Origin of the sequence: Lacihabitans sp. CS3-21, assembly GCF_024343675.1 — a bacterium.
Lineage (GTDB): Bacteria > Bacteroidota > Bacteroidia > Cytophagales > Spirosomataceae > Leadbetterella.
In genome coordinates this window covers 1-13,276 of the sequence record NZ_RJUD01000018.1, presented here as the reverse complement: position 1 = coordinate 13,276, position 13,276 = coordinate 1, and the positions used below count along the sequence as shown (strand labels likewise).

The 13,276-nt window shown below is 36.7% G+C and carries 15 protein-coding genes; 9 read left to right on the top strand and 6 right to left on the bottom strand.

Going from position 1 to position 13,276, the window contains the following annotated elements; all coding sequences use genetic code 11:
• Window positions 1–14: 14 nt before the first annotated feature.
• The 6 genes from EGI24_RS11545 to EGI24_RS11520 all read right to left on the bottom strand — a co-directional run bounded on the left by EGI24_RS11545 (window position 15) and on the right by EGI24_RS11520 (window position 5,866).
• Window positions 15–782 (bottom strand): 3-hydroxyacyl-CoA dehydrogenase, encoded by a 768-nt coding sequence (locus tag EGI24_RS11545; RefSeq protein ID WP_255048563.1) that lies wholly within the window; start codon window positions 780–782, stop codon window positions 15–17.
• A gap of 75 nt (window positions 783–857) precedes the next feature.
• The gene (locus tag EGI24_RS11540) at window positions 858–1,265 is read right to left on the bottom strand and encodes a GxxExxY protein (RefSeq protein ID WP_255048562.1); all 408 of its coding nucleotides are present in this window, start codon (window positions 1,263–1,265) and stop codon (window positions 858–860) included.
• Between the two features lie 126 nt (window positions 1,266–1,391).
• Window positions 1,392–3,185, bottom strand: a complete 1,794-nt coding sequence (locus EGI24_RS11535; protein WP_255048560.1) for a feruloyl-CoA synthase — start codon at window positions 3,183–3,185, stop codon at window positions 1,392–1,394.
• A gap of 350 nt (window positions 3,186–3,535) precedes the next feature.
• Window positions 3,536–4,312: a crotonase/enoyl-CoA hydratase family protein gene (locus tag EGI24_RS11530; RefSeq protein WP_255048559.1), complete on the bottom strand. Its 777-nt coding sequence runs from the start codon at window positions 4,310–4,312 to the stop codon at window positions 3,536–3,538.
• Window positions 4,313–4,459: 147 nt separating this feature from the next.
• A complete protein-coding gene (locus EGI24_RS11525) occupies window positions 4,460–5,341 on the bottom strand; it encodes an AraC family transcriptional regulator (RefSeq protein ID WP_255048558.1) in 882 nt (293 codons plus the stop codon).
• 3 nt (window positions 5,342–5,344) lie between these two features.
• Window positions 5,345–5,866: a DUF3237 domain-containing protein gene (locus tag EGI24_RS11520; protein ID WP_255048557.1), complete on the bottom strand. Its 522-nt coding sequence runs from the start codon at window positions 5,864–5,866 to the stop codon at window positions 5,345–5,347.
• Between the two features lie 267 nt (window positions 5,867–6,133).
• Between EGI24_RS11520 and EGI24_RS11515 the strand changes: the two genes are divergently transcribed.
• The 9 genes from EGI24_RS11515 to EGI24_RS11475 form a co-directional block, all read left to right on the top strand.
• Window positions 6,134–6,421 (top strand): antibiotic biosynthesis monooxygenase, encoded by a 288-nt coding sequence (locus EGI24_RS11515; protein WP_255048556.1) that lies wholly within the window; start codon window positions 6,134–6,136, stop codon window positions 6,419–6,421.
• Window position 6,422: 1 nt separating this feature from the next.
• A complete protein-coding gene (hisD, locus tag EGI24_RS11510) occupies window positions 6,423–7,697 on the top strand; it encodes a histidinol dehydrogenase (RefSeq protein WP_255048555.1) in 1,275 nt (424 codons plus the stop codon).
• 209 nt (window positions 7,698–7,906) lie between these two features.
• Window positions 7,907–8,692: an SDR family NAD(P)-dependent oxidoreductase gene (locus EGI24_RS11505; RefSeq protein WP_255048554.1), complete on the top strand. Its 786-nt coding sequence runs from the start codon at window positions 7,907–7,909 to the stop codon at window positions 8,690–8,692.
• A gap of 137 nt (window positions 8,693–8,829) precedes the next feature.
• Entirely contained in the window at window positions 8,830–9,585 is a 756-nt protein-coding gene (locus EGI24_RS11500; RefSeq protein ID WP_255048553.1) for a cyclase family protein, read from the top strand.
• Window positions 9,586–9,807: 222 nt separating this feature from the next.
• The gene (locus tag EGI24_RS11495; RefSeq protein WP_255048552.1) at window positions 9,808–10,704 is read left to right on the top strand and encodes an AraC family transcriptional regulator; all 897 of its coding nucleotides are present in this window, start codon (window positions 9,808–9,810) and stop codon (window positions 10,702–10,704) included.
• Window positions 10,705–10,890: 186 nt separating this feature from the next.
• Window positions 10,891–11,673 (top strand): SDR family NAD(P)-dependent oxidoreductase, encoded by a 783-nt coding sequence (locus EGI24_RS11490; RefSeq protein ID WP_255048551.1) that lies wholly within the window; start codon window positions 10,891–10,893, stop codon window positions 11,671–11,673.
• Window positions 11,674–11,709: 36 nt separating this feature from the next.
• Entirely contained in the window at window positions 11,710–12,582 is an 873-nt protein-coding gene (locus EGI24_RS11485; protein ID WP_255048550.1) for a sugar phosphate isomerase/epimerase, read from the top strand.
• 95 nt (window positions 12,583–12,677) lie between these two features.
• On the top strand, window positions 12,678–12,974 hold the full coding sequence (locus EGI24_RS11480; RefSeq protein WP_255048549.1) for a Dabb family protein: 297 nt from the start codon (window positions 12,678–12,680) through the stop codon (window positions 12,972–12,974).
• Window positions 12,975–12,977: 3 nt separating this feature from the next.
• Window positions 12,978–13,276, top strand: a 299-nt coding sequence (locus EGI24_RS11475; protein ID WP_255048548.1) for a hypothetical protein, incomplete at its 3' end; no start/stop codon positions are given.

The following is a 13,276-nucleotide window of genomic DNA, read 5'->3' as shown; positions in this document are numbered from 1 at the left end:
AAGGTTGATTAATTCTATTTAGCTCCCATTCTAATTGCTCCATCCAATCGGATTACTTCGCCATTCAGCATTTGATTTTCAATGATATGTTTTACCAAATTTGCATATTCTGAGGGCTGGCCAAGCCTTGGAGGGAATGGTACTTGTTTTCCAAGTGAATCTTTTACCTCATCGGGCATGGATGCTAACAGGGGTGTTTCAAATATCCCAGGTGCAATGGCCATAACCCTAATTCCCATTCTTGCTAATTCACGTGCTATAGGAAGGGTCATTGCTACGATTCCTCCTTTTGAGGCTGAGTATGCTCCTTGTCCTATTTGTCCATCAAATGCAGCCACTGAGGCTGTGTTGATAATTACACCTCTTTCTCCACCTTCATTTGGCTCGTTGTTTTGCATCACATTGGTTGCCAATCTCAATACATTGAACGTACCTATTAAATTGATACTGATTACTTTTGAGAAAAAATCAAGTCCATGTGGTCCATTTTTTCCAACTACTCGCATTGCTGGACCTATTCCTGCACAATTGGCCACACCATTTATGCCTCCAAAATGATTCACAGCCACATCAACGGCATTTTGAACCTGTTCTTCGCTGGTGACATCGGTATTTATAAATTTGGCATTTTTACCTAATTCGTTTTCTGCTTTTTCTCCAGACTCCACATTTACATCTAGCAGAACAGCATTTCCACCGTTTTCAATAATCATTTTGGCGGTGGCATATCCCAAACCAGACGCCCCGCCAGTAATTAAGAATGTTTTATTTTTTATTTCCATTGTTTCGTTCTTACTGATGGCACGCTGATAAAACGGATGTTCCAACGCAGATTTTACGGATATTATTTTTGAATCTCATTCGGCTATTTTATTTACTTTTAAATTTTTTCTAGAATTTTCAAAGACTTTTCTTTTGAATTCCGGTTTAATTCCGAAATTTAAAAGCAATCCAACTTCTTTATCTGTACCTCTCAAATAATTAATAAGTTGACTTTCAAATTCAGGAACAATAAATTCTGTTGCTTTTAATTCCAATATTATCATTTCATCCACAACTAAATCAGCATAATATTCTCCTACTTCGAAACCTTTAAAATTCACTTTAATTTGCTTTTGGGCTTCAACATGAAAACCTCTTGACTTCAATTCTAAGAATAAAGAATTCTGATAAACCTTTTCTAAAAATCCAAAACCTAATTCATTATATACATCAAAAAAAGTCCTCAATATTTTGTCAGTCAAATCTTTGTGCAGTAATTCCATCGAATAAATATTTTGCCCTAAATACTTTGTTAACCCAAATAGAAAATCTTAACCAATACCCTTTTTAATAAAATCCGTGCTAATCAGCGATCGAAGATCAGCGTCATCAGCGTGCCAATTTAACAGTTAGCTAAACAATTCCTCCACCAAATGGGCTCGATGTTTCAGAACAGCCCTTTGATTTAGAGAACCTTTGTCTGTTATTTCTCCCAAATCAATTGAAGGTGGCTCTGTTGCTATCATTATTCTTTCAACTTTGGTAGAACTACCAGTTGAATGAGCATTGAATTTTTCAAACACATCGCCTAAAAAATGATGTACTTTTTCGTGTAAAAATGCATCTTTATTTTCTAAGTTTTCTCCTATCAAATTTCGACAAGAATCTGCATTTAAAAACAAAATAGCCCCAATATATTCTTTGTCTAATCCTGCCAACACTACATCTTGCACTATTGGCGAACCTGCTGAAATGATTTTTGCCTTAAGTACGCCCACATTTACCCATGTGCCTGTCGAAAGTTTAAAATCCTCAGCAATTCTACCATCAAAAACCAAACCTTTGCTTGGGTTTTCATCGTCCACAAATTTTACCGCATCGCCAGTTTTATAAAACCCTTCTTCATCAAAGGCTTTGGCGGTTTCTTCAGGGTTTCTCCAATACCCGTTCGTGACATTAGGTGCTTTGTATCTTGCTTCCATTTTGTCTCCATCGGGCACCAATTTTACTTCCATACCAGGAACAGGCACACCTAAAAGTCCTGAATAGCTGCCGCCCCAACTCGCAAACATCGCCGAAGGTCCAGATTCTGTACAACCAAGTCCAGTAATTATAGGGATTTTTTCACCAATGGTTTTCATTGCCAATTCTTCCAAACGATTCCAAACAGGTTGGGCCAAGCTTGCACCTGCATAAAAGAGAATATTTACTTTTTCAAAAAACTTCTCTCGTAGTTCAGACTCATTTTCAAAATAGGGAATCAGCATTTCAAAACCTTTGGGTACGTTGAAATAGGCAGTAGGAGAAATTTCTCTTAAGTTTTGAACAGTAGTTTCAATTCCTTTTGCAGTAGGTTTTCCTTCGTCTAGATACAAAGTGCCTCCATTGTAAAGCGTCAAACCGAAATTGTGATTTCCACCGAAAGTATGATTCCAAGGCAGCCAATCAATAAAAACTGGTGGTTCTATATGCATAAAGGGAAATACCTGAGTAATCTGTTGTAAATTTGCACACCACATTTTGTGGGTATTTATTACACCTTTTGGTAGGCCTGTTGAGCCAGAGGTAAACAAAACCTTGGCTACTGAATTACCATTTACTTTCTTAAACGCCTCATCTACTTCCAATGTAGGTGAAGTTTTTAATATTTCAGAGAATACTGCATAAATAGACTCTTCTGCTGTCACGACATTTATTTCAGGAAAAAGATCTTTCGTAAATGCTATAGCTTTTGCGTAGGTTTTGGCATTTTGTGCGAAAACCAATTTAGGCGTCATTATTTCAAGACAATGCTTGAGTTTTCCAAAATCATTTGAAACCAAAGAATACGGAGGCGAAATTGGTGTGTACGGAATACCTACATGCAAAGCCGCCAGAGCCAGTAATGCATGTTCAATACTATTGTCGGATAAGATTACGATTGTTTCTTCTTCCGTGAAATTTAAATTTAAAAGGTGCTGCCCAATGGCCTTGACCTTTTTTAAAGTTTCGGCATAAGTATATTCCTCCCAATCATTGGGTTTGGAACTTTTTCTACGGGCAATAAATGTTTTATTAGGGAAGTTTTCCGCCCAATAAATAAGTTTTTCTGTAATTCTTTCAGGAAAAGCCTCCAGTTTTTGTTCAAGTTTTAATAATACAGAGCCATCTTCACGAACTTTCTTCGTGGTCGCAGTTGGCCCAAACATAGTTTTTTTGAACATCTATTTTTTTAATATTTAAATTTAAAGAGTGTCGTGGTTTCGGCTCCGCTCAACCACCAATTTTGGCTTAGCAAAACCGTAGGTTTGTTTCGACTCCGCTTAACCACCATTTTAGGCTTAACTCAATCATAAGGTGCTTCCGACTCCGCTCAACCACCATGATTGGCTTAACTCAATCATCAGGTGGTTTCGACTCCGCTCAACCACCGATCGCTGCATCGCTCTATCAATTAGCTTGATCTTCCTTAAATAATCTTCAAAAAAAATCTAAAATTGTTAATCTAGAATCGAATTAATCGTCCTCTAAAAAATCATAGGCTTCGACGACTTCGCTCAGCACAAGATTCAACTCATTCTCCAACCTTCTTGGCCCTGCCTTCCAAGAAATCATTTAACCGCTTTTTTGCTTCTGGAGAGGATGAGGATATGGTTGCTATCAACGATTCCATCATTAATCCTTCAGTTTGGCCTGAATCCACAATTCTTGGCAAAACGTGCATCAAAGCGTAGTTTGTGGTTTCAGCATTTTGGGCAATTTTTTTTGCGAGTTCTATTCCTTTTTCTAGTCCACCTTCGTTTTCGGTAACATATTGCGAAAAACCCATTTGCATGCCTTCCTCTGCTGAAATTACCCTGCCAGTAAACATCATGTCGGCCATTCTTGCCATTCCGATGAGTTTGGGTAGTCTTACGGAAGCACCTCCACCAACAAATATTCCTCTCTGACCCTCCGGCAAGGCATAAAAAGTACTTTTTTCGGCAACTCTAATATGACAAGCGGAGGCTATTTCTAAGCCGCCACCCACACAAGCACCATGTAGAACCGCCACTACAGGAACGGTTCCAAACTGTATTTTTTCTAAGGCACGGTGCCACATTCTTGAGTGATGTAGCCCTTCAATGATATCTCTTTCTTTGAGCTCGGACAAGTCCAACCCAGCACTAAAATGTTGACCTTCACCTGAAATAACAGCACATTTTATGCCTTTTGGAATATTAGAAAAGAGTGTTTCAAGCCCCAAAACCAATTCATCATTTATGGCATTCCTTTTTTCTGGTCTATTGATTTTTACGAGAAGAATTTCGTCTTTTTGTTCTATCGTAAGTGAAGCAGGAAGGTTCATCATTAATGTTTTTATAGTCAAATATCTAAAATTATTATTTGAATAATGCAAAAATAATAGGGATTAATCTTTTGAAAATAGGAAAAATGCTTGATTTTTTATGCAAAATCAATCAATTTTGAGCTTTTTGGTTATTAAAGCTAAAATATTTTATGCTTTTCTGTATTGATTAGGAGTTTGGCCTGTTTTTAACTTAAAAAACCGCGAAAAGTCAGACGGGTCTTCTTTGCCTATTGCGTCCGCAATTTCAGAAATACTTTTATCAGTTTGTTTTAGTAATACTTTAGACTCCAAAATTCGCATTTCATCCAACAATTCATGGGCAGTTTTTCCAGTTGTGTTTTTAACGCATTTTAGCAGATGATTTGGTGTTACTGATAGATAATCAGCATATTCTGAAACAGTTTTTTTGGAGTAGATAAACTCTGAAAGAGCGTTTTTATATTTATAGGTGAGAATAGAAGAGGCGTCTTGTTTTTTGTTTTGATTTATTTGTGCAAGGTTTTTTATTTCGGAAAGAAGCGTCATTAGATAAAAGGGCAAGACTTCTTTATTCTCGTTTAGATGTTCTTTTATTAACATTTCGAATAGATTTTTAATTTTTTTGTCATCATTAATTTCAAAATGGGGCTCATTCCAATTCGAAAAAAAAGGAAAGTCTTTAATTAAATCTACTTTAAGATTTGGATGATTAAAAATTTCGGGTAAAAAATGCATGTAAAAACCGGTGGCGTCTTGACTCACAAAATCAATGCTCGTTATTTGATCTGCTGATAAACAAAAGCATGAGTCTCTTTTGAGTTCAAATTTTGTCAAATCTTTCCGCCTAACTACTTGGCCATTAGTAATAAAAAGAAAAAAATATACAGATCTTCTGTGCGGAGGTGTAGGTAGTTTAAGGTGATTTTTGTAATCCTCTATTCTCGAAACATGGAAGTTTTCGTACAAACTAGTAACGGGAGCTTTCCAATTAGCAAATAGATAATCGTCAAACTCTGAAGGCTTTACGGTGGGTATTTTTATGTTTTTCAAAACTTATAAAAGTTTCCAAACTCTAATGGCCACATTATCGGGATTCCTTTCAGCTGTACAGACAAAAATGGCATTGTTCATCCATTCGTATTTTCCAGCAGGGGCCTCAAATTTTGGAACTGCTCTGAAATAATACTCTGAAGGACTTACTTGCTCACCTCTACCAATTCTTGCGGCCACTTCGGGTGTTGCCACTCTTAAACCTATATTTTTTATATAAATAGTTACGCCATCATCAGTTTTCATTTGGTAATGAGCCTCTAGCTCTGCTACGCCGTCTTTCCTCACGATTTGCCAATCGGCACCACCATTCAATATTTCGGCTTTGATTTTTGGACCTTCTACGGTTCCGCCAACAATCGGAATTATTCGCCTCAAACCATGCGGTGTTTCTCCAACAATATAAGGGGGATTCAATTTTACTTTCAATTCACAAACATATTCGAGACCTGGTGCCGCAGGGGTCTTTTGAGAAAAAGCCACTGTCGAAATAAGTAGAAATAATAGAAAAAGGGTGTTTTTCATATTAATAGGGTTTGATTTTTCTGCAATATTATAAAAATGAGAAATGATTTTAATTGAATTGAGAAGTTTTTCTTCAAAGGCTTTATTCTAGTTCATAAACGCCAGATTTAGATTATTTGAATTTAAAAATCACCTTTCAAAACGTAATTGCTCTATTATTGATTGATATTGAATATTATTTGCCTTTTTTTGACTAACAATGGTTAGGTTTTCGACTTAATTTTGTTCAAAATTTAATGGGATTTATCCTAAACTAACGATTGGAATATGATACTTGAAATTGCCCAGTTCGATATACTAGCGGGAAAAGAGGATTTGTTTGAGGAAGCCACATATTCGGCTAAAAATATAATAAGCCAATCTAAAGGTTTTGTTAGCATAGAATTTCAGAAATGTATAGAAACACCTACAAAGTTTTTGGCACTCATAAAGTGGGAAACGCTCGAAGATCACACCATTGGTTTTAGAGAATCTCCATTATTTATAGAATGGAGAGCCATTCTATCTCCTTTTTTTAATTCACCACCTTTGGCCTTACATTACAATTTAATTTAATATGAAAAGAATATTAAAATCTGCCATAGCACTTTTTGAGGCAGAGTCAAACGATAAAAAAGTAAGAGAAACCGTTGAAGGTTTTATTGAAGAAATAAAAATTGGAGGGGATAAAGCAGTAAAGGAGATTTCGACAAAGCTGGACAATTGGTCACCAGAAAGTTTTAAATTGTCTAAAAGTCAAATTATCGACATTATAGCCAGTTTGCCTTCTCAAGTAATTTCAGATATTGAGTTTGCTCAAACGCAGATAAGAAACTTTGCTCAGCATCAAAAAAATGCTCTTGTTGATATCGAAGTCGAAACCCTCCCTGGTGTGTTTTTAGGTCATAAAAATATTCCTGTGAATAGCGTTGGCTGTTATGTGCCTGGTGGAAGATATCCGATGGTGGCCTCCGCTCACATGAGTGTTCTTACTGCTAAAGTAGCTGGAGTTAAGCGTGTTATAGCTTGCACTCCTCCCATGAAGGGCGAAATACCCGCAGCTACTGTGGCAGCAATGCACATGGCTGGTGCAGATGAAATATACCTTTTGGGTGGCGTTCAAGCCATTGCAGCCATGGCTCTAGGAACAGAAACCATAGATGAAGTAGACATGATTGTTGGGCCAGGAAATGCTTATGTGGCGGAAGCAAAAAGACAACTTTTTGGAAAAATTGGGATAGACTTATTGGCTGGTCCAACTGAAACATTGGTGATAGCGGATGATACCAGCGATGCCGAAATTTGTGCCACTGACCTGCTCGGTCAAGCCGAACATGGGCCAACTTCTCCAGCTATTTTGTTGACAAACTCTGAAAAGTTGGCAAAAGAAACTATATTAGAAGTGGAAAAGCAATTGAAAACCCTTGCGACAGCAGATATTGCGAGCATTTCTTGGAGAGACTATGGACAAGTGATAGTGGTAGATACCATAGATGAAATGGTAGCTGAAGCTGACGCCATTGCGAGTGAGCACGTGCAAGTAATGACGGCAGACCCAAGATATTTTTTAGAAAAAATGACCAATTACGGCGGACTTTTTCTCGGGCAATATACCAATGTGGCCTATGGAGATAAAGTAATTGGCACAAACCACACCTTGCCAACCAAACATGGGGCAAAATATACAGGAGGTCTTTGGGTGGGTAAATTTATGAAAACATGTACTTACCAAGAAATCAGAACGCCTGAAGCCAGTGCAATGATTGGAGAATATTGTTCAAGATTGTGTGAGATCGAGAATTTTGCTGGCCACAAAGAGCAGGCAGATATTAGGGTGAGGAGGTATTCTTGATTTAGGGTTTGCGATTTTAGCCAAAAGGAATGACGATTTGCGATTTGCGATTTACGATTTACGATTTACGAATGACGATTTGCAAATGACGATTTACGAATGACGAATGACGAATTGCGAATGACGATTTACGAATAACCAATAACTAATAACTAATAACAAATAACGAATAACGAATGTCGAATGACGATTTACAAAAAATAAGTTTTATGAAAACAGTTTTAGTTACAGGTGGTGCAGGAGAAATTGGTTCGGCTATTTGTCGAAAATTTGCTGAGGCAGGCTACAGTGTTTTAGCCACTTATAATTCGAATAAAGAAAAAGCCGAAAAGTTGCTAGCTGAATTAAATTTGGCTTCTGAGCAATCAATCGTTAAGCGTCAATCTTCAATCGAAAAAAAAGCACATCATTCCATCTTTCATGCCCCAACTACTGATCCAGATAAACTGGCCGACTTGAAGGAATTTGTGCTTGAAAAATACGGAAAATTGGATGTTTTGGTAAATAATGCAGGAATAACCACTCCCGTAAAACACGATGACTTGGATGGATTGACAGATGAGTGGATTGATAAAATAATGCAGACCAATTTCAGAGGAGGTTTTGCAATGGTCAGGGCTTTTAAAGATTTATTAATGAAGTCAGAGGAAGATTCTGCCTTAGTGGTGAATATCTCCTCAATAGCCGGAATTTACGGTATTGGTTCGAATGTGGCTTATTGTGCCTCCAAATCAGCGGTCGATTCTATGACGAGGTCTTTGGCTAGGGCTTTGGCACCGAAAATAAGGGTGGTGTCTGTTTCACCTGGTTTTGTTGAAGGTGAATATACCAAAAACTTTGACCCAGCTTTTTTGAAAAATCAAATGGACAATACGCCCTTGGAGCGTTTTGCCAACGGAAATGATGTAGCAAATGCGGTTTTTGCTGTTGCTACGCAGTTGACATTTTCAACAGGAAATATCATTACTGTAGACGGGGGGAGGCTTTTAAAGTGAGGAGTATTTTAATGAATAGCAATAAATTTTAGAGGGTTTAATTAGAAAAACTTTAAACTTATTAACATTTGCCACCAAAGCAATTAGCAAGATACAAATATCCAATTAACCAGTAATCAATTAACCAATAACCAAACATGCGAATTATAGACCTTTCAGTAACCATTTCGGAAAAAATCAAGGAGCCAATGGCCACCAAAATCGATTATGAAGATCATAAAAATGGTGCTAAAAAGATTGGAGCTATGCTTTTTGGAGGTATGACCGATTGTTTTGTAAACGATAATGGACCTGCTGGAGAAACTTTGACCGTAACCAGTCATTGTGGTACACATGTAGATGCTCCCTATCATTATTATCCCACTTGCGAAGGGAAACCCTCTCGTACAATCGACGAAATTCCCTTGGATTGGTTTTTTCAAGATGGATTAGTTTTGGATTTTACGGATAAGCCGGATGGTTATATGTTTGAGCCAGAAGATTTACAGGAAAAGCTATCAGCTATTGGCTATCAGCTTAAACCACTTGATATTGTACTCATTCGATGTGATGCCGACAAACGCATTCACGACGATAATTTTGTAAAAATTCATGTGGGTGCATCTGCAAAAGCCACCCACTGGCTGATTGACCAAGGTATAAAAGTAATGGGGACTGATGGCTGGGGTTGGGATATTCCTTTGCATATTCAGGCCGCTGATTACAAAGCCAACCCTAGACAAGGTGTTATATGGCAGGCACATTACGTGGGTATCGAAAAAGAATATTGTCAAATAGAAAAACTGGCAAATCTAGATCAATTACCGCCATTTGGCTTTAAGGTAGCGTGTTTCCCAGCCAAAATAGAAAAAGCAAGTGCTGGTTGGACAAGGGCAGTGGCTATTTTTGAGTAATCTTATTTGGTTATTTGTTGATTGGTTATTAGTAAACTGGTTATTGGATAAGAGGTTTTTTATTAATACTAAAAAAAAGAGGGAAGATGGCTAAAAACAATAATCAGATTTTGCATAAGAAATATAAAGTATTGAGAGATTTAGTAATTAGCTAACCGAGATAACAATAATATCGTTGCAATTAAACCAAATATTTAATAACAAATTGACCAATAACTACGCTTGAATAAAGAAATAAACATACCAGTAATCGAACCCAACGGATTGGATTCTTTCCATTTCGGAGGGGTAAGTTGGCCGTTTAACTTTAGCAAGGATCACAATCTTTTTCATATTAATCGTATAGAGAATTATCGAGATAAACTCTCCTTTCCCCTGCCTCCGCATCGCAAAACTGTCTATGATTTGATTTTTCTTACCAAAGGGAAATCGGTAAGAAGTAAAGGCTTAGCCAACTATGAGTTTGGAGTGGGTCAATTTTTCTTTTTACCTCCTTACCAAATTACCTCACACGAGTACATGAGTGAGGATGCCGAAGGCTATTTTTTGCATTTTGATATTGATATTCTTAAGCATTTATCCTTAGACAAACACCTCAATAAATTCAATTTTTTTAATTTCCTTTCTAATCCTGTTGTGGCCGTTTCTTCTGAAGCTGTTGAACCTATTTTAAATATCTTTTACAGGTTAGAAGTTTTAGATCAAGAGGGTGAAAATAAGCAAATGGAGCTGATAGCCTTCTATATTTTTGCTTTACTTAAAGAAGCCTCATTGTTTGTTGAATCAGATTTGAAACCTCAAAAAAATGCTGCAGCAAGTCTGGTGCAACGTTACAAAGAGGCACTTTCTCAGTTTATTTACCAAAAACAAAAAGTGAGTGATTATGCCAATTATCTACATGTTACTCCCAATCACTTAAATAAATGTGTAAAAAATATAACTTTGAAATCATCTCAAGATTTGCTTAACGAAATGATGATTTTGGAAGCTAAATCCTTGTTGAAATATTCTAATCTGCATATTGCAGAAATCGCAATAAAATTGGGAAATCAAACGCCTAGCAATTTTGCCAGGTTTTTTAAGAGTAAAACAGGTATGATGCCAAAGGAATACAAATAATTGCTATTAGGCATCAACAGTGCAGGTTAGTTTGCTGATTTTTTTTCTTTAGCTTTGGTAGTGTTTCATTTGAATTTACGGTCTTTTTAATTTTAAAATTTAGAACGAAAGATTAAATGTTTCGGTCGAATATTTCTTAAATAAGTTTTTTAATACTTTTATGACAATTAATGGATAAAATAGAAATTGAAAGAGGAACAAGAAAATAGGCTTTTTGAAAACCAAGTAGCTATAGTCACGGGTGCAGGTGTAGGAATAGGTTTTGAAATAGCTCGAAAATTAGCAAAAAATGGTGCTAAAATCATACTCAATGATATAGATAAAAATTTGGCTGAAAAAGCGTGTCAAAAAATAACTGACGAGCAAGGAGTTTGTAAGGCATTTGCTGGAGATGTTTCGGAAATGTCTGTTATACAGGATGTTGTAAAGTTTACGGTTGATAATTTTGGAAGATTAGACATCTTAGTGGCCAATGCGGGTATTACCACTTTTGGTGATTTTTGGGAGTATCAACCAATTTCAATGCAGCATTTATTGCAAGTCAATCTTTTTGGGACTTTTTTCCTTACACAAGCGGCTACTAGAAAAATGGTCGCCCAAGGTCAAGGGGGAAGTGTTTTGTTAACATCCTCTGTTACGGCCCATGCGGCCCACAAAAACTTGGCTGCCTATGGCATGACAAAGGCCGCCATAGATCAATTGGCTAAAAATTTGATCGTGGATTTGGCACCTCATGGAATAAATATTAACACCATTGTTCCAGGGGCAACACTTACTGAACGAACTTTAGAAGATACCGAATACATTTCCACTTGGTCCAGAATTACACCATCTGGAAGGCCAGCAACTATAGAAGATATTGCTCATGCTGCATTGTTTTTGGTTTCTCCACTTTCGCGACAGATCATGGGGCAGAATTTGGTGATAGATGGTGGATGGACCTCAGTAGGGGTATCGCCTTATGAATGAGAATTAAAGAAAAATTAACCTTAAATAATTATCAATATGAAGTCGTCTGGGCAGTCTCGCGTGTTACAAATAGTTTTTGTGATTGGTCTTTCTCTGTGTTTCACAATTCAAGGTTTAGCACAATCTAAAACCAAAAAGAGCAAAGGCGACCCTTCTAATTGGAAACTCGGTTTAGCTTTGTACACTTTTAGTAATATGTCTTTCCCGCAGCAGCTAGACTATGCCGATAGTGCTGGTATTAAATATGTGGAGGGATTCACATTTGCAAAAGCAGGAATTGAACTCAAAGATAGTCTCCTCATGAATTTATCGCCGTCAGGTGTACAACAATTGAAGGCCAAACTTAATCAAAAAGGTTTTAAGATGGAGTCCATTTACATCACTGGTGGTAAAACTGTTGACAACTGGAAACGTGATTTTGAATTTGCAAATCGTTTTGGCGTGAAATATGTAACTGCCGAACCGCCCAAAAATATGTGGAATAGTGTAGATAGTTTGGCTAAAGCATATGGAGTAAAAGTGGCATTGCACAATCACTGGAACGGAAATAGTATATATTGGCACCCAGATTCGGTGCTAGCAGCCATTGCAGGTCATTCGAGTTTTGGTGCTTGTCCTGACCTAGGTCATTATCCAAAGTCTGGCCTGAATCCGCTGGACGCTATCAAGAAATTGGAAGGAAAAATAATAGGAATACATCTAAAAGACATCGCTGAGTATAACAATACTAAAATTCAGGACGTACCAGTTGGTACGGGTGTGATTGATTTTCCAGCAATTTTTGATGAACTGAAAAGACAGGATTTTAGAGGGAATATCAATATAGAAAGAGACACCAAAGAGAAACCCAATAACTTAAGTTCAGTAAAACAGACCGTCAACTATTACCGTGAAATATTAAAATTATAAGAGAAAATTGAATGACCTTGACGTTTAAGATGTCAAGAAAAAAATCTCATACGAAATTCTAAATTATCCAATAAATTAAACTCAAGCCTCAAAACATGATACGCCATTCCGTCATTCTCAAACTAAAAGAGACCATTTCCCATGAGTCCAAGAAAGCTTTTTTTGATGCGGTAGACAAACTAAAAGAAATACCAGACGTCAAGACATTTGAGGTTTTGAACCAGATAAGCCCCAAAAATAAATTTGAATATGGTATTTCGATGGAGTTTGAAAATCAAGAACAATATGATACTTATTCAAATCATCCTGCCCATCTTGATTTTATCCAAAACTTTTGGATTCCAAATGTGGAAGATTTTTTAGAAATTGATTACACCCTTTACAATAACTGATAAATGAAAAAATTACTATTTCTTTCTATTATATCGTGTATGTTTCTCGCTTGTGGAAACTCCAACCTGAAAAACAAAGTTGATTACGAAGTGAAAATTGATAGAATAGACTCTACTTCTTATAGAGCTTTGACCGATTTCAAAATAAGACAAATGTCGGTTAATATCAAAAGTTTAGATGAAAATACCGATTTCGAATTTTACTTTTCAGGTTTAAAAAAACTCGATTCTTTGAAGTTAAACAAAGCTTATGATTCTTTTTTAAAGTCAATTAAGAATGGAGAAGTGGCAGATGCTGGAGC